The organism is Dickeya aquatica, assembly GCF_900095885.1.
Classification (GTDB): Bacteria; Pseudomonadota; Gammaproteobacteria; order Enterobacterales; family Enterobacteriaceae; genus Dickeya; species Dickeya aquatica.
Genome location: NZ_LT615367.1, coordinates 4,055,716 through 4,081,329, shown reverse-complemented (window position 1 = coordinate 4,081,329; position 25,614 = coordinate 4,055,716). Strand labels below are relative to the sequence as shown.

The 25,614-nt window shown below is 55.1% G+C and carries 26 protein-coding genes; 14 read left to right on the top strand and 12 right to left on the bottom strand.

Annotation, left to right across the window (positions count from 1 at the left end):
- Positions 1–8: 8 nt before the first annotated feature.
- Both DAQ1742_RS18545 and ulaG read right to left on the bottom strand, forming a co-directional pair.
- Complete coding sequence (locus tag DAQ1742_RS18545; RefSeq protein WP_067487338.1) at positions 9–833, bottom strand: Cof-type HAD-IIB family hydrolase; 825 nt, start codon at positions 831–833, stop codon at positions 9–11.
- A 93-nt stretch (positions 834–926) separates the two neighbouring features.
- Positions 927–1,994 (bottom strand): L-ascorbate 6-phosphate lactonase, encoded by a 1,068-nt coding sequence (gene ulaG, locus DAQ1742_RS18540; protein ID WP_035344600.1) that lies wholly within the window; start codon positions 1,992–1,994, stop codon positions 927–929.
- Between the two features lie 573 nt (positions 1,995–2,567).
- On the opposite strand from ulaG, the gene DAQ1742_RS18535 reads away from it, so the two are divergent.
- The 4 genes from DAQ1742_RS18535 (at position 2,568) to DAQ1742_RS18520 (ending at position 6,367) form a co-directional block, all read left to right on the top strand.
- Positions 2,568–4,328, top strand: a complete 1,761-nt coding sequence (locus DAQ1742_RS18535) for a PTS ascorbate-specific subunit IIBC (RefSeq protein ID WP_035344598.1) — start codon at positions 2,568–2,570, stop codon at positions 4,326–4,328.
- A gap of 47 nt (positions 4,329–4,375) precedes the next feature.
- Positions 4,376–4,852: a PTS sugar transporter subunit IIA gene (locus tag DAQ1742_RS18530; RefSeq protein ID WP_035344596.1), complete on the top strand. Its 477-nt coding sequence runs from the start codon at positions 4,376–4,378 to the stop codon at positions 4,850–4,852.
- 44 nt (positions 4,853–4,896) lie between these two features.
- A complete protein-coding gene (locus DAQ1742_RS18525) occupies positions 4,897–5,589 on the top strand; it encodes an L-ribulose-5-phosphate 4-epimerase (RefSeq protein ID WP_035346362.1) in 693 nt (230 codons plus the stop codon).
- A gap of 130 nt (positions 5,590–5,719) precedes the next feature.
- Positions 5,720–6,367, top strand: coding sequence for a 3-keto-L-gulonate-6-phosphate decarboxylase UlaD (locus DAQ1742_RS18520; RefSeq protein WP_035344594.1), 648 nt, complete (start codon positions 5,720–5,722; stop codon positions 6,365–6,367).
- Positions 6,368–6,462: 95 nt separating this feature from the next.
- On the opposite strand, the gene crp is transcribed toward DAQ1742_RS18520, so the two are convergent.
- Positions 6,463–7,095: a cAMP-activated global transcriptional regulator CRP gene (gene crp / locus DAQ1742_RS18515; RefSeq protein WP_035344592.1), complete on the bottom strand. Its 633-nt coding sequence runs from the start codon at positions 7,093–7,095 to the stop codon at positions 6,463–6,465.
- A 325-nt stretch (positions 7,096–7,420) separates the two neighbouring features.
- On the opposite strand from crp, the gene DAQ1742_RS18510 reads away from it, so the two are divergent.
- A complete protein-coding gene (locus DAQ1742_RS18510) occupies positions 7,421–7,828 on the top strand; it encodes an OsmC family protein (RefSeq protein ID WP_035344590.1) in 408 nt (135 codons plus the stop codon).
- Positions 7,829–7,867: 39 nt separating this feature from the next.
- Here DAQ1742_RS18510 and DAQ1742_RS18505 read toward each other — a convergent pair whose 3' ends face one another.
- On the bottom strand, positions 7,868–8,737 hold the full coding sequence (locus tag DAQ1742_RS18505; RefSeq protein WP_035344588.1) for a phosphoribulokinase: 870 nt from the start codon (positions 8,735–8,737) through the stop codon (positions 7,868–7,870).
- Between DAQ1742_RS18505 and DAQ1742_RS20760 the strand changes: the two genes are divergently transcribed.
- Complete coding sequence (locus DAQ1742_RS20760; protein ID WP_255342499.1) at positions 8,736–8,864, top strand: hypothetical protein; 129 nt, start codon at positions 8,736–8,738, stop codon at positions 8,862–8,864. The genes DAQ1742_RS18505 and DAQ1742_RS20760 overlap by 2 nt on opposite strands.
- Positions 8,865–8,921: 57 nt before the next feature.
- On the opposite strand, the gene DAQ1742_RS18500 is transcribed toward DAQ1742_RS20760, so the two are convergent.
- Positions 8,922–9,158 carry a YheU family protein gene (locus DAQ1742_RS18500; RefSeq protein ID WP_035344586.1) on the bottom strand — a complete coding sequence of 79 codons (237 nt, stop codon included), beginning with the start codon at positions 9,156–9,158 and terminating at the stop codon, positions 8,922–8,924.
- 4 nt (positions 9,159–9,162) lie between these two features.
- Positions 9,163–10,092, bottom strand: coding sequence for a hydrolase (locus DAQ1742_RS18495; protein WP_371327849.1), 930 nt, complete (start codon positions 10,090–10,092; stop codon positions 9,163–9,165).
- Positions 10,093–10,307: 215 nt separating this feature from the next.
- On the opposite strand from DAQ1742_RS18495, the gene DAQ1742_RS18490 reads away from it, so the two are divergent.
- A complete protein-coding gene (locus DAQ1742_RS18490; protein ID WP_035344584.1) occupies positions 10,308–10,913 on the top strand; it encodes a LysE family translocator in 606 nt (201 codons plus the stop codon).
- 58 nt (positions 10,914–10,971) lie between these two features.
- Here the strand turns inward: DAQ1742_RS18490 and DAQ1742_RS18485 are convergent, their stop codons facing one another.
- Positions 10,972–12,891: an ABC transporter ATP-binding protein gene (locus DAQ1742_RS18485; RefSeq protein ID WP_035344582.1), complete on the bottom strand. Its 1,920-nt coding sequence runs from the start codon at positions 12,889–12,891 to the stop codon at positions 10,972–10,974.
- A gap of 136 nt (positions 12,892–13,027) precedes the next feature.
- Between DAQ1742_RS18485 and kefG the strand changes: the two genes are divergently transcribed.
- From kefG to slyD, 4 genes are all read left to right on the top strand, one after another.
- Complete coding sequence (gene kefG, locus DAQ1742_RS18480; RefSeq protein ID WP_067487336.1) at positions 13,028–13,579, top strand: glutathione-regulated potassium-efflux system ancillary protein KefG; 552 nt, start codon at positions 13,028–13,030, stop codon at positions 13,577–13,579.
- Between the two features lie 3 nt (positions 13,580–13,582).
- Positions 13,583–15,391: a glutathione-regulated potassium-efflux system protein KefB gene (gene kefB / locus DAQ1742_RS18475; protein ID WP_035344578.1), complete on the top strand. Its 1,809-nt coding sequence runs from the start codon at positions 13,583–13,585 to the stop codon at positions 15,389–15,391.
- 53 nt (positions 15,392–15,444) lie between these two features.
- Positions 15,445–15,654, top strand: a complete 210-nt coding sequence (locus tag DAQ1742_RS18470; protein WP_051124127.1) for a YheV family putative zinc ribbon protein — start codon at positions 15,445–15,447, stop codon at positions 15,652–15,654.
- A gap of 143 nt (positions 15,655–15,797) precedes the next feature.
- Positions 15,798–16,376 (top strand): peptidylprolyl isomerase, encoded by a 579-nt coding sequence (gene slyD, locus DAQ1742_RS18465; RefSeq protein ID WP_035344574.1) that lies wholly within the window; start codon positions 15,798–15,800, stop codon positions 16,374–16,376.
- Between the two features lie 142 nt (positions 16,377–16,518).
- On the opposite strand, the gene eat is transcribed toward slyD, so the two are convergent.
- A complete protein-coding gene (eat, locus tag DAQ1742_RS18460) occupies positions 16,519–17,886 on the bottom strand; it encodes an ethanolamine permease (RefSeq protein ID WP_067487333.1) in 1,368 nt (455 codons plus the stop codon).
- A gap of 432 nt (positions 17,887–18,318) precedes the next feature.
- Here eat and DAQ1742_RS18455 point away from each other — a divergent pair, with 432 nt between their 5' ends.
- Positions 18,319–19,320, top strand: a complete 1,002-nt coding sequence (locus tag DAQ1742_RS18455) for a phosphotransferase enzyme family protein (protein ID WP_035344570.1) — start codon at positions 18,319–18,321, stop codon at positions 19,318–19,320.
- Positions 19,321–19,531: 211 nt separating this feature from the next.
- On the top strand, positions 19,532–20,575 hold the full coding sequence (qhpR, locus tag DAQ1742_RS18450) for an AraC-like transcriptional regulator QhpR (RefSeq protein WP_067487331.1): 1,044 nt from the start codon (positions 19,532–19,534) through the stop codon (positions 20,573–20,575).
- Positions 20,576–20,639: 64 nt separating this feature from the next.
- Here qhpR and DAQ1742_RS18445 read toward each other — a convergent pair whose 3' ends face one another.
- Positions 20,640–20,858: a SlyX family protein gene (locus tag DAQ1742_RS18445; protein ID WP_067487326.1), complete on the bottom strand. Its 219-nt coding sequence runs from the start codon at positions 20,856–20,858 to the stop codon at positions 20,640–20,642.
- A gap of 212 nt (positions 20,859–21,070) precedes the next feature.
- On the opposite strand from DAQ1742_RS18445, the gene fkpA reads away from it, so the two are divergent.
- The gene (gene fkpA / locus DAQ1742_RS18440; protein ID WP_067487317.1) at positions 21,071–21,943 is read left to right on the top strand and encodes an FKBP-type peptidyl-prolyl cis-trans isomerase; all 873 of its coding nucleotides are present in this window, start codon (positions 21,071–21,073) and stop codon (positions 21,941–21,943) included.
- Between the two features lie 130 nt (positions 21,944–22,073).
- On the opposite strand, the gene pmrB is transcribed toward fkpA, so the two are convergent.
- From pmrB to eptA, 3 genes are read right to left on the bottom strand one after another with little or no spacing between them, the layout of a single operon-like run.
- Entirely contained in the window at positions 22,074–23,207 is a 1,134-nt protein-coding gene (pmrB, locus tag DAQ1742_RS18435; protein WP_035344564.1) for a two-component system sensor histidine kinase PmrB, read from the bottom strand.
- Complete coding sequence (pmrA, locus tag DAQ1742_RS18430) at positions 23,204–23,872, bottom strand: two-component system response regulator PmrA (RefSeq protein WP_035344559.1); 669 nt, start codon at positions 23,870–23,872, stop codon at positions 23,204–23,206. Before pmrA ends, pmrB begins: the two co-directional genes overlap by 4 nt.
- The gene (gene eptA, locus DAQ1742_RS18425) at positions 23,869–25,512 is read right to left on the bottom strand and encodes a phosphoethanolamine transferase EptA (protein WP_035344558.1); all 1,644 of its coding nucleotides are present in this window, start codon (positions 25,510–25,512) and stop codon (positions 23,869–23,871) included. The genes pmrA and eptA overlap by 4 nt, the downstream gene beginning before the upstream one ends.
- Positions 25,513–25,614: the final 102 nt, after the last annotated feature.

The following is a 25,614-nucleotide window of genomic DNA, read 5'->3' as shown; positions in this document are numbered from 1 at the left end:
CTCCTGAGTCAGGCGGGAAAATGGCGCAGCAGAATATCGAGAATGCCGCGCCCATCATTGCTTTGTTCGGTAACGCAATCAGCCTGCCAGCGGATGGCCTCTTCAGCGTTAGCCATGGCGACGCCGAGACCGGCAAGGCGCAGCATCGACAGGTCATTGTGGTTATCGCCGATGGCGATGAGTTGTGCCGGGTCGATGTGCTGCTGTTGGAGATAGTCGTTCAGGCGCGCGCCCTTGTTGTTGCCGTGGCGGGCAAAATCAATGCGGTTCGACCAGGATTGCTCGCCGCTAAAGTGCGCCTTCACCCACGGCAATTCGGCAAAGGCGCGGACTTCGGCCACCTCGCCTTCCACCACAAATTTCCAGACATGGCGGCTTTCGGCCAACGCCGCATCCAGGCTCCCGACTTTCATGATTTGCGGGCGAATCGGGTCAGGAAAGCGGCTGGCCCACTGGCAGAGTGCTTCCATATACCGGATTGGCGAGTGCGCGGCGTACACCATCCGGTCAGTCAGGTACATCACCAGATTGAGCTGGTGCTCACGCGCCAGCGCCATGAAGCGTTTTGCATCATCATGGGGGATGGCGTTTTCCGCCAGAATGCGTTGCGCGCGGTAGTCGTATACATAGGTGCCGTTGCAGCAGATGATGGGGGTGTTAAGGCCAAGCTCATGGTGATAAGGATGGGCGGCGGTGTGGTGTCGGCCGGTGACGAGGATCACGCAGGCCTGTTGTTTAATGCGCTCAATGGCGGCTTTGATGGCCGGGTTAATGGTGTGCTGGCTGGTGAGCGTGGTGCCATCGAGATCCAGCGCCAGTGCCTGATAACGCATGATGAGCCTCTTTCTGTTACCGGTTGCTTGCCGTATGTGACAAAGGCCACGGCGACCCATGCCGGGCCGCCGTGACGCTTTGTGGCATCTGCCTTACAGGAACGATTTGTAGGGCAGTTCTGGCTCATCGATGAAGATATCGTCGAAGCCACGCGGGTGCTGGTAGTGCAATGTGTTTTTATCGGTCGGGAAGGTGTATTTACCGCCAACCTGCCAGAAGAACGGGCGGAACTGGTAGCCGAGGCGATCCTTTTTCATGTTCCACAGCACTTCGATTTCACGCGGGTCACTCTGGAAGTTAGCCCAAATATCATGATGGAACGGGATAACCACCTGGGTATTGAGGGATTCACCGGCGCGCAAAATGTCAGATGCGGTCATTTTGTCGGTGACACCGCGCGGGTTCTCACCATAAGAGAGCAGCGCGACATCAATCTGGTAATCGTTGCCGTGTTTGGCGTAGTAGTTGGAGTAGTGCGAGTCACCGGAGTGATACAGGTTGCCGCCGGAGGTTTTCACCAGATAGTTGACCGCGCGGTCATCCATGCTGTCCAGAATGCTTTTATCTTTTGATGACACGCCCGCAGGCAGCGTGACCAGCGCGGTGCGATCGAATGCATCCAGCACCTGAATGACGATATCGCCAACCGGGATCTCATCGCCGACACGGGCGACGATGCAGCGCTCGGCGGGCACTCCCCAGCGTTGCCAGAGCTCGACACAGGCTTTCGGGCCGATAAATTTTACGTGTGAGCCGCCGTTCTTCAGCACGGCGGCTGCCACGTTCACATCAATGTGATCGGCATGGTCGTGGGTCGCCAGCACGGCGTCTATCTGTTTGATACCAAACGGGTCGAGCACAAATGGCGAGGTTCTCAGGTTGGGTTGCAGTTTGCGCACCCCACCCATGCGCATCATCTGGTGTTGTTTATTCATATACGGGTTGGCGTGGGTTTTTTTGCCCGTACCGCACCAGAAATCGATAGAGATATTGGTATTGCCTGCCGACTTCAGCCAAATACCGGTACAGCCCAGCCACCACATGGCGAAGGTATCGGCCTTGACCTCTTCTTGTTCAATCTCTTCGTTTAGCCAGGTGCCCCATTCCGGGAACGTGCTCAGGATCCAGGATTCACGGGTGATTTCATCAATCTTGCTCATCGGACATACCTTTCTGGTTTGGATGGCGCACTGCGATAGGGAAACCCGACAGACATATCTGGGAACCCGGCAGCGGATCATCGGACATGACAGGGCGCACATTGCGGCACGCCTATGATTGCTTTTGATTTTTCGTGACTATATCAGTGGCGTTTTTGATTATCAATGATTGCAATGATTGTTTTGTGATTCAGACGATGATTTGCTTTTTGTCTCACCGGGAGTGGTTTTTTATCTTTATGTTTTTATTAATTTTAATGATTTTTTGTGTCTTCGTGGCTGGATCGTTTGCATTAAATGCCAGGGAAAATCATTCTCAATCGAGAACGATTGTCGATCATTTTGGGGTTTTTAAGAGATTTTATACCCCACGACATTCATCACAAAAAATCATTTTTTGATGAAATATGATTCTTCCGTGAGTTTATTAAGGCGCTGGCCAATGCTGTCCAACGCCAACCGCATGAATGCAAGCAAGAATGAATGCAAGAAAACCCATACCTATACGGGTGGTGATGTCCTCCACCACTCCAATAGCAGTGTAATTGTCCTTGTGTTGGACGGAGCAACGTTATGGAAACCCTCTACAGCATTTTTTACATTTTCTACAGCCAGGTGATGACCAAAGCCCCGTTGTTACTCGGGCTGGTGACGTGTATTGGTTATCTGCTGCTCAGGCGTGATGGCACCACCGTCATTAAAGGCACTGTCAAAACGATTGTGGGTTTTATGCTGGTGCAGGTGGGGTCAACCACGCTGGTGTCAGGTTTTAAACCCGTTATCGATAAAATCTCGGAATATCATCACCTGACGGGCTCGGTCATCGACCCTTACACCACCATGATGGCGACCATGGAAACCATGGGCAGCCGCTATTCCTGGGTGGGGTATGCGGTGTTGCTGGCGCTGGGCCTGAATATCCTGTTGGTGGTGTTTCGGCGCTTAACCGGTATTCGTACCATCATGTTGACCGGCCACATCATGTTCCAGCAGGTTGGGCTGGTGGCGGTGTTCTATGTGGTGATGGGGGCATCGATGTGGGAAACCATCCTCTATTCCGCGGTCATCATGGCGCTGTACTGGGGTATTTCGTCCAACATCATGTTTAAGCCGACGGAAGCAGTAACGGGTGGCGCGGGGTTCTCGATTGGGCACCAGCAGCAGGTGGCCTCCTGGATTGCGACCAAACTGGCTCCCAGGCTGGGTGATAAAGACGACAGCGTGGATAAGCTCAACCTGCCTAAGTGGTTGCACATTTTTCACGACAGTATTACGGCTACCGCCATTGTGATGACGCTGTTTTTCGGCATCATCTTGCTCTCTTTCGGCCTGGAGAATCTCCAGAAAATGGCCGGTTCGACGCACTGGACTATCTATATTTTGGAAACCGGCCTGCGCTTTGCGGTGGCGATTCAAGTGATTGTGGCTGGCGTGCGTATGTTTGTGGCCGAGCTTTCCGAAGCCTTTAAAGGCATTTCCGAACGCGTTATCCCCAATGCGGTGCTGGCGATTGACTGCGCGGCTATCTACGCCTACTCACCGAACGCGATGGTATTCGGTTTTATCTGGGGCACCTTAGGTCAGTTCCTCGCCGTGCTTGGCCTGCTGCTGTGCAACTCCTCCATCATGATAATCCCCGGCTTTATTCCCATGTTCTTCTCTAACGCTACCATCGGCGTGTTCGCCAACCATTTCGGCGGCTGGCGCGCGGTGATGAAAATCTGTTTTGTGATGGGGATTATTGAAGTGTTGGGTTCCGCCTGGGCGATTCACCTGTTTGCCCAGAACGGCACCAGTTTTAATGGCTGGATGGGGATGGCGGACTGGGCGCTGGTGTTCCCGGCCATCATGCAGGGGCTGTCGTTCTCTTCGCTGTTCTTTGTGTTACTGCTGGCCGGTGCACTGGTCTACATGTACTTCGCGTCCCGCACGCTGCGTGCAGAGGAAGATTCGGCGCAACCGCTAGTCAGTGAGGCGGCCGCGGGCAATGTGCGCAGCAGCGATGCCGATGCCCAGCCGGTGAGCGCTGCGAACGCTCGGGTGGTGCGTATTCTGGCGGTGTGCGGCAACGGCCAGGGGTCTTCGATGATGATGAAAATGAAGATAGGCAAGTTCCTTGAACAACGGGGAGTGCCGCACATCATGGATTCCTGCGCTGTGGCAGATTACAAGACCAAACTCCCGACCACCGACATCATCGTTTCCTCGAAACATCTGGCGGGTGAAATGAGCCCCGGTGACGGCAAGTTTGTGTTGGGTGTGCAAAACATGCTCAACCCGAACTCTTTCGGTGACGAGCTGCTGGGCCTTATCAATAAAAACTTTGCCGGTTAATCACGCGTGCCTTCCTTGCAGGGTGAGGAAGGCCTAAGGAGAAGAGCATGAAATTCAAACAATCGTTAATCGACAATCACTCCGTATTGCTCAACGCCACCGCCGCTGACTGGCGTGATGCCATCAAACTGGGTACGGACATGCTGATTGCGTCCGGTGCCGTCGAGCCGCGCTATCACGAAGCGATTATCAGCAGCATCGAGAAAATGGGGCCGTATATCGTGATTGCGCCGCAATTCGCCATGCCGCACGCCCGGCCGGAAAACGGCGTGAACCGCACCGCCTTTGCGCTGGTGACGCTGACCACGCCGGTGAAGTTTGATGGCGAAGATGAACCGGTGGATGTGCTGGTGACGCTGGCGGGCAGCACCTCGGATGAGCACATGGAAGGGCTGATGGAAGTGACCCAGGTGCTGGAAGACGAGAACAGCGATACCGGAATTAACCTCGATAAACTGCGGGTGTGCACCAGCCGTGAAGAGGTATTCAGTGTGATTGATAAGGCGCTGGCACAGCCTGCCTGAGCCGCAATAAGGCGCTCCGTGCAGGGGCGCAGGAGAGAATGATGATGTACCCGCAATTGAAGGCTATCGTACTGGAAGCCAACCTGTTGCTTCCCCGTCACGGCCTGGTGACGTTGACCTGGGGCAATGTCTCCCAAATTGACCGCGCTCAGGGCGTTATTGCCATTAAACCGTCGGGCGTTTCCTATGAGCAGATGACCCTCGACGATATCGTGGTAGTGGACATGGACGGGCGTGTGGTGGAAGGGCACCTTAACCCTTCCAGCGACACGGCTACCCATCTGGCGCTCTATCAGGCGTTTAGCGGTATCGGCGGTATTGTGCATACCCATTCACGCCACGGCACTATCTGGGCGCAGGCGGGGCTGGATATTCCCGCGCTCGGTACGACCCATGCCGACTATTTCTACGGCGATATTCCCTGCACCCGCGCGTTGAGCGAGCAGGAAATCGCCCGTGAGTATGAAAAAAATACCGGTGCGGTGATCGTGGAGGAGTTTCAGCGCCGGGATCTCGATCCGCTGGCCGTACCGGGTGTGGTGATCACCGGCCATGCGCCCTTCTGCTGGGGGAAAAACGCGCTGGATGCGGTACACAATGCGCTGGTGCTCGAAGAGGTGGCGGCGATGGCGCTGTCAACCCGCCTGCTCAACCCGGCGATTCATATCGATCAGGCGCTTTCTGATAAACACTATTTCAGAAAACACGGCGCGAATGCCTACTACGGCCAGCGTTAAGCCACCGCGCCTGAATAACGTCACTGTTTGAAATAGCGACTTGAAATGAATAGTGGCATCACGCCACGGGCAGCGCTCGCCCGCACGTCGCTGTTTCCGGTATTTTCACTTTTGGAAAGGAAATAACATCATGACTAAACCTATGCTGCAAATTGCCCTGGATTCGACAGACCTGGCCACAGCGGTTGAGATTGCTGAGCGTGTTGGCGGGTTCGTTGAGGTTATCGAGGTCGGTACCATTCTGGCCTTTGCTGAAGGCATGACGGCGGTGCGCACCCTGCGCGAGCGCCACCCTAAACACATTATTGTGTGTGACATGAAAACCACTGACGGCGGAGCCATTCTGGCGCGCATGGCGTTCTCTGCCGGGGCGAACTGGATAACCGTCTCGGCGGCAGCGCACGTTGCCACTATTGCCGCCTGCAAAAAAGTGGCCGATGAGTTTGGTGGCGAAATCCAGATTGAGCTGTACGGCAACTGGAGCCTTGATGATGCCCGGCAGTGGGTTGATATGGGCATTACCCAGGCGATTTATCACCGCTCGCGCGATGCGGAGCTTGCCGGAGTTAACTGGACGAGTGACGACCTCGGCCGGATGCGTGCGCTTTCTGAACTGGGGCTGGCGTTGTCGATTACCGGCGGCATTGTGCCGCAGGATATTCACCTGTTTGAAGGTATCAGCGCCAAGACCTTTATCGCCGGTCGTGCGCTGGCGTCTGAGCGTGGTAAGGCGACCGCTGAGGCACTGCGCACCGAGATCAATAAATACTGGTCGTAACGCGTCGCACGCGACACTCACCGATACGCAACGCAAAATAAGCAGGGCGGCCATTGGCCGCCCTTGCTGGTGATGGAGACACGTTGATGAAGGTATCAACGGGTACCGTAAACCACGATGGTTTTACCGTGGGCAGAGATGAGATCCTGGTCTTCCAGCATTTTCAGGATACGGCCGACAGTTTCACGGGAACAGCCGACAATCTGGCCTATCTCCTGACGGGTTATCTTGATTTGCATACCGTCCGGGTGGGTCATGGCATCCGGTTGTTTGGCCAGGTTCAGCAAGGTCTGTGCGATACGCCCTGTTACGTCCAAAAATGCCAAATTGCCGACCTTCTGCGAGGTCACTTGCAGGCGGCGGGCCATCTGTGAGGAGAGGCGCATCAGAATATCCGGGTTAACCTGGATAAGCTGACGGAATTTTTTATAGGAAATTTCAGCGACTTCGCAGGCAGTTTTTGCCCGAACCCACGCACTGCGCTCCTGCCCATCTTCAAACAAGCCAAGCTCGCCAATAAAATCGCCCTGATTCAGATAAGACAGAATCATTTCCTTGCCTTCTTCATCCTTAATCAGCACGGCAACCGAGCCTTTCACGATGTAGTAAAGCGTCTCTGCTTTTTCACCCTGATGGATCAGAGTGCTCTTCGATGGGTACTTGTGAATGTGACAATGAGAAAGGAACCATTCGAGAGTCGGGTCTGTTTGCGGTTTGCCGAGAACCATTCGCTGTTATCCTCTGTTGTAATTCACTGCGCAAATCACAGGGCTCAGAGTTCCCTGTACGGCGTGATAACATAGTTATAATTCAAATTCCGTCCTGGCGGAATGACGTCAGGGATGATACGGAGACGGTCTATCAATGACGCCGGTAAACTGGTGGCAGTCAGGCAGAGGCCCGACACACACGGGTTTACGTCCTCCGTTTGTAACACAGGTTGAGTGTAGTGTCTCGTGTTGTCTCGCTTCAGCATGATTAAGCTCTGATTATCAGGCTTTTTTGTTCATGAGCGGTGCAAAATTTCAAAAATAGTTGATTGAGGGCAAAATTATGCAGGCTCGGGTGAAATGGGTTGAAGGATTGACGTTTTTGGGTGAGTCCGCATCCGGTCATCAGGTGCTGATGGATGGCAACTCAGGCGACAAAGCGCCCAGCCCGATGGAGATGGTACTGATGGCCGCCGGAGGCTGTAGCGCCATTGATGTGGTGTCCATCCTGCAAAAAGGTCGCCATGATGTGGCCGACTGTGAAGTGCGTCTGAGCGCCGAGCGCCGTGAAGAGGCACCGCGCCTGTTCACCGCCATTAATTTGCACTTTATCGTGACCGGCAAAGCCTTATCGGAAAAAGCCGTGGAGCGGGCGGTTGCGCTCTCGGCAGAAAAATATTGCTCGGTGGCACTGATGCTGGAAAAAACGGTGACGGTGACTCACAGCCATGAAGTCATTGCGCGGGGTTAAGGCATTGACGCGCGGCGGCTTAACCACCGCCGCGAGACGTCACGCTATCCCGTTACCTTCAACAAGCCGCTGTACCAGCGGTGCCATAATCAGCTCCATTGCCAGCCCCATCTTGCCGCCCGGCACCACCAGGGTATTGATGTGCGAAATAAATGACCCCTGTAACATCGCCAGCAGATAGGGGTAATCCATATTGTTTAATCCCTGAAAGTGGATAACCACAAAGCTCTCATCCATTGAGGGAATGGCTTTGGCGGCAAACGGGTTGGAGGTATCGACCGTTGGGACGCGCTGAAAATTGATATGGGTGCGGGAAAATTGCGGCGTGATATGGGTGATGTAATCTTCCATTGAGCGCACCACCGAGTCCATCACCGCTTCGCGTGAATGGCCGCGCTCGTTGATGTCACGCACCAGCTTTTGAATCCACTCCAGATTGACGATAGGCACCACCCCCACCAGCAGGTCAACGTGCTGCGCGACGTTATGCTGTGCGCTGACAACGCCGCCATGCAGCCCTTCGTAGAACAGCAGATCGGTCGGTTGTGGTATCGGTTCCCAGGGCGTAAAGGTGCCAGGCACCTGATTGTAGGGAATAGCTTCATCATAGGTGTGCAGGTATTTGCGGGTCTGGCCGGTGCCGGTGCGGCCATAATCGATAAATGCCTGTTCCAGCTGGCTAAAATCATTGGCTTCCGGCCCGAAATAGCTGATATGACGGCCGACATCGCGCGCTTTACGGATAGCCATATCCATTTCCGGGCGGGTATAGCGGTGGTAACTGTCACCGTCTACCAGCGCGGCGCGCAGGTTAAGTTGCTGGAATATTTTACGAAATGCCAGGCTGGTGGTGGTCGTCCCGGCACCACTGGAGCCTGTAACCGCGATAATCGGGTGCTGATGAGACATGCGAACCTCCGCTGACATTGCCGCCGGTAAACCGGGTCATCGTCGTGAAATGTTTATTAAAAGCCTGAGTATGAATGCCTTGCTTATTGAAGGCGATATCTTGCGAACCGTCAGGGATATCCGATAAGTGTTAGCATATCTGTTGCCTGCCGACACGCCAATTTGCGTGTTTCACCCCCGTGACTCACGGGTGTTCGCGCTCTGTACGGCCAAGCTGGCGGCGCGGCATGATATTGACGGTTTCATGCAGTTCAGACCACACCAGCACCACCTCGCCCTGGCGTAACTGCTGCTCGACGGCGGCGACTTTCTCTTCCAGCGTGCGTTCATGCTCACCGTAATCGGTGCCTTCGCGCAGCACAAAGGCTTCAATCAGGTTTTTTAGCGTCGGTGCCGCCAGTTCCTGCCAGGGGATTATCATGGTTTCAGCTCCGCTTGGGTTCCAGATACGCAGTCAGCCAGTCAGGGACGCACTGCTCCAGCCATAATTGTGGTTGACGCCAGGTACCGCTGACAAAGCCGACATGGCCGCCGTGCTGCGTCAGGCAGTAGTGGATGTTGCCCGGCAATTGCGACAGTTTAGGGATAACCTCCGTTGTCATAAACGGGTCATCTTTGGCATGTACCACCAGCAACGGCTGGCGAATCTGCGCCAGTCGCGGCAGGGCGCTGCTGCGCCGGTAGTAGTCATCCGCATCAGCAAACCCGTGTAACCGGGCGGTGACGAGCTGGTCGAACTCTTTCAGATGGCGGATTTGGCGCAAGCGCTCTGCCGAAACCGGCAGGCAGTTGGGGTAGGCAGCAAGCTTGCGCAGCGCATTGCGGCGTAACAAATTAAGCAAATAGCCCTGATAAACGCGAGAAAATCCGCGCTCCAGCCGACGGCTGCACGGCTCTAGCTGCAACGGTGCCGAGATAATGGCCGCGACGTCCGGCAGGTTGGCGCTATCGTGCTGGCTCAACAGGCAGGCGAGCATGTTGCCGCCAAGCGAGACGCCGATGGCAGCGGTAGGGGCATTGCCGAAGGTGCGCGCAAGCCAACCGAGGAAGTAGCTCGCGTCATCCGTTTCCCCGGCGTGGTAGCCGCGAGCCAGTCGGTTGGGCTGGCGGCCACAGCCGCGAAAATGCATCACCACCGCCAGCCAGCCGCGTTGCTGGCAGGCGGCCATCATGCCGTGGGCATACGGGCTGTGAAAACTGCCTTCCAGCCCGTGGAACAGCACCACGCGCGGCTTGTGCCGTGCCGCTGCCGGGTCTTCGCTCCAGGCCAGCTCTACAAAGTCACCATCCGGCAGCGTGAGTGTTTGCCAGTGCGGCTGGAGTGCCGGGCGACGGCGCAGCAGGCGTGGCAGCATCGTTTGCAAATGAGGGTTACTGCCTCCTGCCAAAGGCTGAAATGGCAGGTTGTTGTGTGAAATCCGGTTCATAAACAGTGAGTGATGAGCCATTCGTCATGATGAAACGGTGCCCCTGCACAGGGATACCGGGCGAAAAACTTGTCTGTGCCGTGGTGCGCTGTTAGCTTGATGGTTTCATGCCAAATTGATACCTATTAAGGGATTGCTGTTTCATGGAGCACGTCGGTCTGTTTTTCTCAATGCTCGGTTTTTTGTGGGTCGCCGCCATTACGCCAGGCCCTAATAATATGCTACTTACCGCCTCGGCGGCCAATTTTGGTCTGTGGCGCTCAATGCCGCTGATGATAGGCATTATGCTGGGTATGCAAAGCATGCTGCTGCTGGTGGCGCTGGGATTAGGCAGCCTGATTCTGCTGTATCCGACGCTGCATCTGGCCTTAAAGGTACTGGGTAGCCTCTACCTGCTCTGGTTGTCATGGAAAATCGCCACCGCCGCTTATGAGCGGCTTGATACCGAGAGTGCGCCCTCACGGCCAATGCCGTTCTACCAGGGCGGGCTGTTGCAGTTTCTTAACCCGAAAGCCTGGTTAATGGCATTGGGCGCAGTGGCTGGTTTTAGCCTTGCCGGTGAAGGCTATGTCGGCTCGGTGGTCGCTATCAGTATCGCAATGTTCAGCGTTAATTTGGTCGCCGGGTTTATCTGGTTAGGGTTTGGCGCGCTGATAGGCCGCCTGCTGCAAAGCCCGCGCGCCTGGAAAATATTCAATCTGGCGATGGGCGTGCTGACGGCCACCTGCGTGTTGATGGTCTGGCACTAGTCTGGTGTGACGCACGGCGGGCTTTCAGGCCGCGCCGTGATTAACGCCAGTGTATGCCTTACGCCGGGTTTTCCGCTTCACGCAGGAACTGCTCAAGCTGCTCTTGCGCGTCCAGCCACGCCATTTCCGCGTCTTCCAGTGCGGTTTTGGTGCTGCTTTGCTGTTGCAGGCAGTCGGTTAGCTCGCTTTTACGGCTGGCGTCGTAAAGGGCGCTATCCGAAAGGCGCTCTTCCAGCGTACTGAGCGTGGCCTGCAGTTTCTCCATTTGCTGTTCAAGCTGGCTGATTTGCTTACGCAATGGTTGCGTGAGCGTGCGCAGCTCCGCCTCCCGGCGCTTTTGCTCTTTGCGCGATTGCGCGCTGTTGGCGGCATTTTCTTTCGGCACGCTATCTGCGCTGTTGTCCTGCTTTTGCGCATCCAGCAGCCATTGCTGATAGTCCTCCAGGTCGCCATCAAACGGCTCGACCTTGCCGCCGTGCACCAGATAGAGGTCATCGGTGGTGGAGCGGATCAGGTGCCTGTCGTGCGATACCACCACCAGCGCGCCTTCAAAATCAATCAATGCTTCGGTCAGTGCCTGACGCATATCGAGGTCAAGGTGGTTGGTCGGTTCATCGAGCAGCAGCAGGTTCGGGCGCTGCCAGACGATGAGCGCCAGCACCAGCCGCGCTTTTTCACCACCGGAAAAGCGCTCGGTGTGCTCGGTGACTTTATCGCCGCGAAAACCGAAGCCGCCCAGATAATCACGCAGTTGCTGCTCGGTTTCCCGTTCAGCCAGCCGGGTTAAATGCTGGATAGGTGATTCGTCTGCGCGCAGAAACTCCAACTGATGCTGGGCGAAATAGCCAAGGCGCACGCCTTTGGCCAGGCCGATATCGCCGCTAAAGGGCTGGATTTCACCGGCCAGCAGCTTGATAAGCGTCGATTTCCCGGCCCCGTTATGACCCAGCAAACCAATGCGTGAACCCGGTACCAGATTGAGTTTAATGGAGTCGAGGATCAGGCGATCGCCATAGCCTGCGCTGACTTTTTCCATACGCAACAGCGGGTTGGGCAATGCTTCTGGCACCCGGAAACTGAAGCGGAACGGGTTATCGACATGCGCGGGCGCAATCAGCTCCATGCGCTCCAGCATTTTGATGCGGCTTTGTGCCTGCTTGGCCTTGCTGGCCTTGGCACGAAAGCGGTCAATATAGTGTTGCAGGTGGGTGACGCGCTCCTGCTGGTGCTCGTAGAGCGCCTGCTGCTGGGCCAGCCGCGTCGCACGTTGCTGCTCAAACGAGGTGTAATTGCCGGTGTACTCAAACAGCGTTTCCTGCTCGATATGCAGGATTTTATTGGCAATCGGGTCAAGAAAGTCGCGGTCATGGGAGATGAGCACCAGCGTACCGGGGTAGCTTTTCAGCCATTTCTCCAGCCAGATGACCGCATCCAAATCCAGGTGGTTGGTCGGTTCGTCGAGCAGCAGCAAGTCAGAGCGGCAAATCAGTGCCTGCGCCAGATTCAGGCGCATACGCCAGCCACCGGAGAAATCGCTGACGGAACGTTGCAATTGTTCTTGCTGAAAACCGAGCCCGTTGAGAAGGCTGGCGGCGCGGGACTGGATTGTCCAGGCTTGTATCGCATCCAGCTTGCCGTGCAAGGTGGCGATGGCATGGCCATCATTATGCGTATTGGCGGCATCCAGCTCTGCTTCCAGTTGCCGGAACTCACGATCGCCGTCAATCACGTAGTCAATCGCGGAGCGCGCCAGCGCCGGGGTTTCCTGATTCACCCAGGCCAGCGCCCAGTTTTGTGGAAACGTCATGCTGCCGCCATCGGCGCTGATTTCCCCTTTCAGCAGTGACAACAGGGTTGATTTACCACAGCCATTCTTCCCCACCAGGCCCACTTTTTGGCCGGGGTTAATCGTGGCTGAGGCGTTATCCAGCAGTACCCGTGTACCGCGTCGAATTTGCAATGAAGAGAAAACAATCATAACGCGCCAAATGTTCAAATATGTTAAATTACTGAGCAACTGTCAGGACGGCTACGCCCTGCCGTATTGCTGCTTGTATTACTGCATCGCATGGTAGCCGAAAATACCTACAATGACGACGCTTTGGAGGGGAATGATGTCGCAGCCACCGAAGATTTTGCTGCTGTTTGCCCATCCGGAATTACAGAGTTCGGTCGCGAATAAGCTGTTATTGCATTATGCCCGTCAGTGCGGGCATGTCACTGTGCACGATCTTTACGCGCACTACCCTGATTTTTTTATTGATATTCATCATGAACAGCAGTTGCTGCGGGAACATCAGTTGATTGTTTTTCAGCATCCGCTTTACACCTACAGTTGTCCGGCCTTGCTAAAAGAGTGGATGGACCGGGTGCTGGCCCGTGGCTTTGCCAACGGTGTCGGCGGTACGGCGCTGACGGGCAAGTATTGGCGTTCGGTTGTCACCACCGGTGAGCAGGAAGATGCCTATCACGCGTCAGGCATCAACCGTTACACGATGGATGATGTTTTAAGGCCGTTTGAAATGACCGCCGAGATGTGTCACATGAACTGGTTATCGCCACTGGTCATTTACTGGGCCCGGCGTCTGCCGCCCGGTGTATTGCAGGATCATGCCAGAGCCTACGGCGACTGGCTGGCCTCGCCCTTTCTTCCGGGGGAACTCTAGAGCATGGAAACATCCTCTTCGTTGCTAAATGCGGGCGTGCTGTTTTTATTTGTGGCGGTGTTGATGGTGCCGATTGCCGCCCGTCTGGGGATTGGCGCGGTACTGGGCTACCTGCTGGCCGGGATTGCTATCGGCCCTTGGGGGCTGGGATTTATTCGTGATGTCGATGCCATTTTGCATTTTTCCGAGCTGGGTGTCGTGTTTCTGATGTTTATCATCGGCCTGGAACTGGAGCCGGATAAACTTTGGCGGCTGCGGCGCTCCATTTTTGGCATTGGCGCGGCACAGGTACTGATTTGTGCGGCGGTACTCGGCAGTGTGTTGTATCTGAACCGTTTTTCCTGGCAGTCGGCGTTAATTGGCGGTATTGGGCTTGCGATGTCATCGACGGCGATTGCGCTGCAATTGATGCGTGAAAAGGGCATGAACCGCAACGAGTCCGGTCAGCTTGGCTTTTCGGTACTGCTGTTTCAGGATCTGGCGGTGATCCCGGCGCTGGCGTTGATCCCGGTGCTGGCGGGTGTGCAAGGCGAGCTGGATGACTGGAATCAGGTGGGGCTGAAAGTCGTGGCCTTCGGCGGCATGTTGATTGGCGGGCGGTATCTGGTACGGCCGTTGTTCCGCTTTATCGCGGCTTCCGGGGTACGCGAGGTGTTTACTGCCGCTGCCCTGTTGTTGGTATTAGGCTCTGCGCTGTTTATGGATGCGCTGGGGCTGTCAATGGCGCTTGGCACCTTTATTGCGGGGGTGCTGCTGGCGGAAAGTGAGTACCGCCACGAACTGGAAATTGCCATCGAGCCGTTCAAAGGGCTGTTGCTGGGGCTGTTTTTCATCTCGGTCGGCATGGCGCTGAATCTTGGTGTGCTGTACGCCAATATTCTGATGGTGCTATCAGCGGTGGCGATTCTGGTGGTGGTCAAGGGGCTGATTTTGTACCTGCTGGCGCGTTTATATGGCTTGCGTTCCTCGGAGCGCTTGCAGTTTGCCGGGGTGTTGAGTCAGGGCGGCGAGTTCGCCTTTGTGTTGTTCTCGTCAGCGGCGGCTCACAAGGTACTGAAAGGCGGGCAATTGCCGCTGTTGCTGGTGACTGTCACGCTATCGATGATGGTCACACCGCTGTTAATGCAGGTGATTGACCGCATTCTGGCGCGCCGTTTCAATGCCATCGATGAGCCGGATGAAGCCCCCTACGTAGAAAACGATGAGCCGCAGGTGATAGTGGTCGGCTTTGGCCGTTTCGGCCAAGTGATTGCCCGCCTGCTGATGGCCAACAAAATGCGCATTACCGTACTGGAGCGTGATATCAGCGCCGTGAGCCTGATGCGCAGCTATGGCTATAAGGTCTATTACGGTGATGCGACGGAACTTGAACTGCTACGGGCGGCCGGAGCTGAACAGGCTCAATCCATCGTGATTACCTGTAATGAACCGGAAGACACCATGACCATTGTGCACCTGTGCCAGCAACATTTTCCCAATCTGGAAATTCTGGCGCGGGCACGCGGGCGCGTTGAAGCCCATGAATTGTTGAAATCGGGTGTGACGCAATTTTCGCGTGAAACGTTTTCCAGCGCACTGGAGCTAGGGCGTAAGACGCTGATTACGCTGGGTATGCACCCGCATCAGGCTTATCGGGCACAGCAGCATTTTCGGCGGCTCGACATGCGCATGCTGCGAGAGCTGATGCCACAAACCCAGGGCGACGTGGCGCAAATTTCCCGTGTGAAAGAAGCTCGGCGTGAGCTGGAAGATATTTTTGAACGCGAAATGCAGCGAGAGCGGCGCAGGCCAGATGACTGGGATGAGTTTTAACCGCGCGTAACGGGCCTGCACTGCCGCCAGACGTATTACCCATGAGGAGCATCATGCAAAAAGTCACCACACGAAAACGTTTTATTGCCGGTGCCGTCTGCCCGAAATGCCAGACACAGGATACGCTGGCTGTCGGGCGAGAAGGGGAAGAGGACATTGTGGTCTGCGTGCAGTGCGGCTATCAGCAGAGCCAGTCCGATGCGCCGCCGAAGGCAACCTCTGTGCCGGCGGGCGAGATAATCGGCCTGTTTCGCCCGCAATAAAACCGAGGGGCTTGACCTGCGTGGCTTGCGCCGGTGTTCGCCCGCCGGCGCGATCGCCGAGAGTTTTTTTCCCCCGGACAGTACAGAGGGGCAATTTTCCGCTACAATTTGCGCAAAATTGATTTCCAACGCTAGGAGATATCATGAAAGTAGCAAAAGACCTGGTGGTCAGCCTGGCCTATCAGGTACGTACGGAAGATGGAGTATTGGTTGATGAGTCTCCGGTGAGCGCACCGCTGGACTATCTGCACGGTCACGGTTCGCTGATTTCCGGTCTGGAAAAAGCGCTGGAAGGCCGTGATGTGGGTGAACATTTCGACGTTAGCGTCGGTGCTAACGACGCCTACGGCGAATACGATGACAACCTGGTGCAGCGTGTGCCGAAAGACGTGTTTGTTGGCGTAGATGAATTGCAGGTTGGCATGCGTTTTCTGGCCGATACCGATCAGGGGCCGGTGCCGGTGGAAATCACCGAGGTGCAGGACGACCACGTTGTGGTTGATGGCAACCACATGCTGGCGGGCCAGAACCTGAAATTCAACGTGGAAGTGGTTGCTATCCGCGAAGCAACAGCAGAAGAGCTGGAGCACGGTCATGTGCATGGCGCACACGATCACGACCACGATCATGAAGGCTGCTGCGGCGGTCATGGCCACGACCACGACCATGAGCATGGTAAAGGTGGTTGCGGCGGTAACGGCGGCTGCGGTTGCCACCACTGATTGACCCTTCTTTGAAAAGGCCGCGTTTGCGGCCTTTTTTTATACGCGGCTCCACCCCTCAATAGCTTTGATACACTCCCCCTCTCCTCAGGGGAGAAGGGGATGAAGCCGTGCGTTAAACCCCGGGTGTCAGTAAAACCGGTTACTCTTTGCCGACCAGCATGGCATCTTGCGGGGCGTTATCGCGCTGGGTGCGCGTCATCAGGAAATAGCTGTACCCTGCCAGCATCAGCACGATAAACAGCCCGCCAATAACCGGGTTGAACCACAGCATCGCTATCAGGCAGATGACGGAGAGCCCCAGGGCAATCGCGGGCAATACCGGGTAGCCGGGGGCCAGGAAAGTGCGCGTTAACATCGGTTCGGTACGACGCAGGCGAAACAGGCTCAGCATACTCATCATGTACATCACATTGGCACCGAACACGGCCATGGTAATCATGGCGGCCGTCAGGTTCATGTCCTGTAGATGAATCCAGTTGTCGCTAAAGATGGTCGCAATACCGATAACGCCGCCGGTCAGAATGGCGCGGTGCGGTGTCTGAAAGCGCGACAGTTTCGCCAGCCCGGCAGGCAGATACCCGGCGCGCGCCAGTGCAAAGAATTGCCGTGAATAGCCGAGAATAATGCCGTGAAAACTGGCGATAAGCCCAAATAACCCAATCCACACCAGCATGTGCATCCAGCCTGAATTTTCGCCAACGACTGCTTTCATAGCCTGTGGCAGCGGGTCGTTAATATTAGAGAGGGTGCGCCAGTCGCCGACACCTCCGGCCATCACCATCACCCCCAGGGCCAGTACCACCAGCGTAATAATGCCGCCGATGTAGGCTTTAGGAATGGTGCGCTGCGGGTCTTTGGCTTCTTCCGCCGCCATTGCCGCGCCCTCAATCGCTAAAAAGAACCAGATAGCAAAAGGGATGGCGGCAAAAATACCGGCAATCGCCGGGCTGCCGAACTGGTCGCTGCCAGCCCAGCCGTTGGCGACAAAATGGCTGACGCTAAAACCCGGTGCCACCACGCCCATAAACACCAGCAACTCGATAACCGCCAGCACCGTCACGCACAGCTCAAACATGGCGGCGAGTTTCACGCCCAGAATATTGAGCGACATAAAGATAAGATACGCACCGGTTGCGGCATAACGCGGGTCAAGAGAGGGGTACTGCACATTCAGGTACGCGCCAATTGCCATGGCGATAGAAGGCGGTGCGAATACGAACTCGATAAGCGTAGCCATACCGGCAATCAACCCGCCCGTTTCACCAAAGGCGCGGCGGCTGTAGGCAAACGGGCCACCGGCGTGCGGAATGGCGGTAGTCAGCTCGGTAAAACTGAAAATAAAACAGGTGTACATGGCGGCAATAATTAACGTGGTGACGAGAAAGCCCAGTGTCCCCGCTACCCCCCAGCCATAACTCCAGCCAAAATATTCACCGGAAATCACCAGACCAACGGCGATCCCCCACAGATGAAGCGTACCCAAAGTGGGTTTTAACTGCGTTGTCATGACGCTCTCCCCTATAAGACGTGGGATGAAAACAACCGGTTCTCATCACCATTGATGGCTAAAAAATGGATGGTTAACCGTCCGCTAAATGGCGGGTTTCTCAGAACCGTATGGCGATTCGTTGATTGAGGCGGGGCATGGTTTTTGTCCGTGCGCTGGGTATCTTTGTCATGCCGTTAGCCTGCCGGAGGTGCCGGGAGGCCCGCTTGTTGCCGATAATGCGCCAGCGCTGTGCCGGTGACTTGACACCAACCCGGAGATTTTTGCGCTCTGCGGTCAAACGGCCTGCCGCCGGATGGGGGGAGGTGGTGTGCGGTCAAGTAATGATGGTTTTGCGTCAAGCATCACAGCACAAGAGATTTCATCCTGAAAGCCTGGCAGTGCCCTGTCACGGGCACCCCGTTGGATAAGATAACCGTGGGGCAACAGGATATGGCTGAACAGTACGATACGCTTGATAACACTACTCTTGACCAGTTGGCCGCGCGGGCGATGCAACGTTACCCGGCGGTGTTGCAGGGCTCTCTGGCATTGTTGTGTCGCTCGGAGAATGCCACTTACAGCTTGCAGGCGCAGGGCAAGCGCTATGCGATGCGTATTCATCGCCCCGGCTACCATCAGCGTGAGGAGATAGCCTGCGAGCTGCTGTGGCTTGATGCGCTGCGTGCCGAGGGAATTACCGTACCGCAGGCGCTCAGCGGGCTGGATGGCGAGAAGGTGCAAACCGTCATCATGGATGATGGCACCACTCGCAACGTGGTGTTATTCCACTGGATTGACGGCGTGATGCCGACGACCGCCGTCGATGCGGCGGCTTTCGAACAACTTGGGGCCATCACCGCCCGGCTGCATCAGCACAGTCGCCGCTGGGCTGCACCGCAAGGCTTTCGTCGCATCATCTGGGATCACGAGACGATGGTCGGGCCCAGGGGGCATTGGGGGCGCTGGCAGGACGCGCCGAACCTGCACGCGGCGGATCACCCGATTATTGAAGAAACCCTGGCACAGGTGCGTGAAACGCTGGCGGCATATGGTAAGGATAGCCAGCGTTACGGGTTGATTCACGCCGATCTCCGCCTCACCAATTTGTTGCTGCACGCGGGGGAAACCCGGGTGATTGATTTTGATGATTGCGGTTTTAGCTGGTATTTGCACGATCTGGCGGCGGCTATCAGTTTTGTGGAACATCACCCCAGCGCGCCGGACTGGGTAAACGGCTGGCTGGCAGGCTATCAGCGTATCTGTCCGTTGAGCGCAGAGGATAAGGCGGTTATCCCGGCGTTGCTGATTCAGCGGCGTATTCAACTGATGGCCTGGGTCGGTTCCCATAGCCAGACGGAGCAGGCGATTAGCCTGGGGGCTGACTGGAGTGCGCACAGTGTGCGGCTGTGCCGCCGCTATCTGGAAAACTGTGCCTTGCCGGTGGGAGCCTGAGCCAGCCGCTGCGCCTCATCCACTGATGCGCAGCGGCTAGCGGAATGTGCGGCATCTTTGCCCGCTGGGTGCACCATAACCGCGCAAACAGCGCTGTCCGCCAGTGCCTTGATGGCCGCCTTATCCATATGACCCGATGTTTATCAATGCGTTATGAATGGTATGGAAATTGCAGGTTGATAATATTGTGTCGGTTGTGTGAGGCAGCATCATGGAAAACCCCTCTTTTCGACTCCCGCCGCTTGCGGCGTTACCCATCGGGCACCACGGGGTTCTGGCCGCGGCGGCATCCGGCCTGACGGCGTTTATTGGTGAGAAGGGCGGCGATGTCGATCGCATTTTGGGCATCAGCGGTATTGACCCGGAACGGCTCGGCTGCCCGACGCTGAGTGTCGGGTTGGTTAACTATTGCCGGGTATTGGAAGAAGCCGCGCGTTATTCCGCCTGTGATAACTTCGGTTTGCACTATGGCAGGCAATTTAAACCGCAGTCCCTTGGGTTGATAGGCTATGTCGGGTTATGCAGTGCCACGCTGGAGCAGGCATTGCATAACGTCGTCACCGCTTTCCCGTTTCATCAGCACGACACCCTGATCCGTCTGGTGGATAAAGGTGACTGCTGGCGCTTTGACTATCAGGTGCGCCACGGTGCAATCTTGCACTGCCGTCAGGATGCGGAACTGACACTGGGGATGATCTTAAACCTGATTCGTCATGCTGCCGGTAAAAACTGGGCTCCCCGTGCAGTGCATTTTGAACATCCCCGCCCCGAGCAGTGGCATGAGCACTGTAAAGTGTTTGATGCGCCAGTCTATTTTGACCAACCGTTCAACTCCTTGCTGATCCCTAAACGGGATGTGATGCGGGCCATGCCGGAACATGACCCGCTGTTGCTGCTGGTGGTGCAGGATGCGCTACGCCAGCTCAATAGCGACGTGCCGCAGCAAAGTGTGGTTGAGATGGCGCGGGCGCGGTTACGCCAGGCGCTGCCGCAGGGCGAACCGGCACTGGAAGAGGTGGCCGAACAGTTAGGACTCTCGAGTTGGTCTTTACAGCGCCGCCTGAAAGAAGAGGGCATCACCTTTACCCAACTGGTGGAGAAGGTGCGCTGTGAAATGGCCACGCACTATCTGCAACAGCGCCAGCTGTCGATTTCCGAAATGGCGTTTTTACTCGGTTATTCTGAGGTCAGTGCCTTTTCCCGCGCGTTTCGCCGTTGGTTCGGCATCAGCCCCCGGCAGTGGCGTAAAGCCTGACTGCCTGACCCGCTTGCCCGTGGGGCAGGCCGCTTGTGACGCACCGGGTGCTGCTGGCAGTGATTCAGTAATGCGGCGGTGGCGTCTCTTCAGATTGCGAGGCAATCATGGAAAGCGAGGCTGTGCGCAGTTTTTCGGTCATCAGCCGCAATTGCTCGCGCAACCGCGCCATTTCCAGTTCGTGCTGAACCACAATCTGGTTCAACTCCTCAATGGTCATATCCTGAAAGGCCAGGCGGCTTTCCAGCAATTCGAGCCGTTGCTCCAGTGATGATAGTGACATTGTGTTTCCTCCGCTGCGATGTGCGCAGAGTGTGTCAGAAAGCGGAAATTTCTGGTAGTAAAACCGCATGTCATCGCGCGCGCTGACGGCGGGGCGGAATTTTTCGCTATCCGGTGCGGCACGTCGTTGTATTGTCTTTATGCACGACGTTATAGTAGCTGGCGAAATGTTAATGTTGCCGGGGCATGGTGCTCCGAATGTTGGAGAGATGGATGAAATCACTGTTTAAAGTCACGCTGTTGACGGCGGCTATGGGACTGGCCTTGAGCACGGGTGTTATGGCTGAAGAAGCGGTTAAAACCACGGATGCGGCAAATGCTGCACCGGCTGCGGTTGATGCGACGAAAGCTGCACCGTCAAAATTCAAGAGCGACGAAGAAGCTGCCGCGTATGCACTGGGCGCTTCTTTGGGTCGTTACATGGATAATTCCCTGAAAGAACAGGAAAAATTGGGTATCAAACTGGATAAGCAGCAGTTGATCCAGGGGGTACAGGATGCGTTTGCAGACAAGAGCAAACTGTCTGATGAAGAGATAGAGAAAACGCTGCAATCATTTGAGGGCCGCGTTAAAGAAGCCGCCCAGACGAAAATGAAGCAGGATGCGAAAGATAACGCGGATAAAGGCACCAAATATCGCGATACCTTTGCTAAAGAGAAGGGCGTGAAGAAAACCGAATCCGGCCTGCTTTATCAGGTAGATAAAGAAGGAACCGGTAATGCACCGAAAGACAGTGACACCGTTGTTGTGAACTACAAAGGCTCACTGGTTGATGGTGCGGAGTTTGATAACTCCTACAAACGCGGCGAGCCGCTCTCTTTCCGTCTGGATGGCGTTATTCCCGGCTGGACAGAAGGCCTCAAGCATGTGAAGAAGGGCGGCAAGATCAAGCTTGTGATCCCACCGGCACTGGCTTACGGCGAAGCGGGCGTGCCGGGTATTCCGGCTAACTCTACGCTGGTGTTTGAAGTTGAATTGCTGGATATCAAAGCGGATGCCGAAGCGAAAGCCGCTGATGCACCGAAGGCTGATGCCGCAAAAGCTGAAAAACCGGCTGACGAAAAAGCGAAGAAAACCGCACAGTAAGTGCGTTGCAATAAGCGTTATGGCCGCGCCTGACAGCAGGGCGCAGGCACAAAAAATACCGCTGGTGCGCAACACCGGCGGTATTTTTTTGTCTCAGGATACGTCACTGACAAGCGCGTTATTCAGCCTTTCAGGCCGCGCCCTGCGGCTCATAGCCTGCCAGGCCATCATCGCGGTATCGAAATACCACCCGCGCCTGGGTTCCGGTTCTGTCGCTGCGATTTTCCAGAAAAAACTCGCCGTAATGCAGTTGCACGATACGGGTGACAATACTCAGCCCAAGGCCTATACCGCCATAGCGGGTATCCATACGCACAAAGGCTTTGGTCAATTCACCGACCTGTGATTCGTTAATGCCCGGCCCTTCATCGGCGACAATAAACTCGGTACTGTCATCATCGTGTTCAGTGATGGTAATAGTGATAGTGCTGTTTTCCGGGCTATAGCGATGCGCATTTTCCACCAGATTGCGTAACAGCAGTTGTATCAACGTCATGTTGCCCGGCACGCGTCTGATGTGTGCCGGGTGTCGCCAGTTAAGCTGCTGATGGCGTAGTGCGACCATTTCTTCCAGTTCGTCCTGTTTGGGGGCGATGACGTCCTCCAGCAGCGAGATCATCTCATAATGCCCGGCAGCCAGCTCGTTACTGGCACGGGCCAGCAATAACAGTTGTTCAATGGTTTTTGTCAGTTGATCCACGCGTTTTATTAATGGCTGGCAATCAATATGGTGCAGTTGTTCGTGCAGTTCCAGACTCAGCCTGATGCCTGCCAGTGGCGTGCGCAGCTCATGAGCGACATTCGAGGCAAACTGCCTGTCACGGCGCAGCGACTCACTAAAACGGACGAAGAGCTGATTCATGCTGGCGATGACCGCCGCGATTTCGGTGACGTCGCTACGCTGTTGCAGCGGTTCCAGGTTTTCTGCCGTGCGATTGTGCAATTCGTCCTGAAGTTTGAGCAATGGCCGGGTTATCCAGTTCACGGCATGGGCGCACATCACCAGTGAGGCAATCACCATCACCAGGCTTGGAATACTTAGCGAGGCAATGGCTTCATGAACCTCAAGCTCAATGTCCTGATTGAGGTCTGTTGCGTGTAGCGTCTGCTCCACCAGTAACTGAATCTGCTCTTCACTTTCGTGCCACAGCCAAACCACACTCAATAACTGGCAGACCAGTAAAATGCACCCCAGCGTCAGAATTAATCGGGTACGGATACTGGCGGTACGCTCCAGTGGAGAAGGGCGTGGAAATAGCTTCATGATTGATCGTCCTTGGTTAACAGATAACCAAAGCCACGCAGCGTTTTGATGCGGTTTTTACCAATTTTCTGCCGCAGGTTGTGGATGTGAACTTCCAGTGAATTGGAGGAGGGGTCATCATCCCAACTGTAGAGATCCTGATGCAGCACTTCGCGGTGCACCTGAGAGCCGGCTTTTAAGATAAGCCGCGACAAAATCGCAAACTCTTTGGGCGTCAGCACCACCGGTTTCTCATCCAGCATCACCTGCTGATTGTTGAGATCAAGCGTAATGTTATCCACCCGGATCCAGCTATCGCTGGAACCTTGATGACGGCGTATCAGCGCCCGAACCCGGGCCTGAAATTCGCTCAGTGCAAAGGGTTTTATCATGTAATCATCCGCCCCGACATCGAGGCCGATTACGCGGTCATCTACCGTGTCGCGAGCGGTCAGGATCAACACCGGCTGCTTGTAATTATTCCGCCGCCAGCGGCCCAGCAAGGTGAGGCCATCTTCATCGGGTAGCCCCAAATCCAGCACCACCAGGCTATAGTGGGCGCTAACAATCAGTGCGTCTGCTTCGCGGGCGGTGGCGGCGCAATCACACACATAACCCTCGTGGCGCATCGCCTGTAACAACCCTTCCTGTAACAACGCATCATCTTCAACAATCAACAGTTTCATGAAGTGCCCCGACACGATTGCAGGATATCAAGCGATGCCTGATATTCCTGGGTCGCAATGTTAAACATGCCCAGAACGGTATGGAACAAATTGTCCTGGGAGAAACGCTGCTCGCTGGCTTGTTTACGCATGCAGCTGTCATTAATGGCAAATTGTTGCTGATAGCCGCTGGAAAACCACATGAGCATCGGGATATGCGTTTGCTGTGTCGGGGCGATGGCATACGGCATGCTGTGCAAATACACCCCATCCTCACCCAGAGACTCGCCGTGGTCAGAGAGGTAGACCAAAGCGGTATTAAACTTATCCTGATGCCCTTTCAAGACATTAATTGCCTTATCAACAATATAGTCTATGTAGAGAATCGTATTGTCGTAAGTATTGATTAATGATTCTCGTGAGCACGTTTGGATTTGGTTCGTGTCACAGCTTGGGGTAAATACCTTGAAGGTGTCAGGGTAACGTTGATAATAGGCCGGCCCGTGGCTGCCCATAGTATGCAGTACGATAATACCGTCATTATTCAATTGGTTAATGTGTTCTTCCAGGCCGCTAAACAGCGCTTCGTCAAGACACTCACCGTTTGAACACAGTTCCGGCAGGTTCAGGTTAATGATGTCTTGCGTGGCAACCCGGGCGCAAGCGCCTTTGCAACCGCCATCATTTTCGTGCCAGCGCACGTTAACATCGGCATGTTGCAGAACATCCAGCAACCCTTCCTGGTGCGATGCCAGTTGCTCGTCATAGCTGTCTCTTGGCATGTTGGAAAACATACAGGGAACGGAAACACCGGTAGAGGTGCCGCAAGAGGTGGTTTGGCTGAAGTAGACCACGTTTTGCTTGGTCAGCCGTGGGTTGGTCGGCTTGCTGTAACCGCCGAGGGAGAAATTTTCGGCGCGAGAGGTTTCTCCTACGACCAGAATGACCAGGTTTTTCTTGCCATTATCAGATGGTGTCGGCTTTTTATGCGCATCCTGACCAATTTGCACTAACGGCAGATTACTCTGTGCACGGTGTCGGTAATACGAAATATTGGCGAAAATCAGGTTACTGGGAGTCAGTGATTTGACCAGTTCTTTATTGTTGCGCATCAGTGAAGCGTAATCTTTATAGAAAAACGCGGCTACCAGCAAAATGGCCATAATCGATACCATGACATGGAGGCAACGCGCCCCGACGGCCAGGTAAGTTAACGGCATCGGCTTGATTTTTATCCATAACGCCACCAGCGCAGGTAGGATACCCAGCAACGTTAACCAGATGACATATTGCGGTGTCACCAGAGCCATTGACTCGGCGGCGGTGGTTTCAAACACATTTTGCATCATGATGCGGTCGATGATGATGCCGTAATTAATCATGAAATATTGCACGGCCGCGCCGCCGATGAGCAGCAGCGCTACCACTATCTGACGTAGCCAGGAAAAACAAAGCAGAATTAAAAGAATATTCAAAACAGAAAAAATCACTAACGGCATGGACGCTAAAAACAGACCATCGCGCAGGGTTGTGACCTCGACTAAATGAGAAACCTGACGGTAATAGGCAACGTTTTGTACCAGTGTGATAAAAGCGGAAAATATCAGGTTATAAGTAAAGCTGCTCCAGACTGGGCGGGAGATTCGAGGCATTTTAAACATGAGGATTGGCCATCCATGCGGAAAAACGTGATGTGACGCACTCTAAAGAGCGTAAATTAACTCAACCTTAAGATGCCACAGTGCGAGCGTAACGTGAAATAC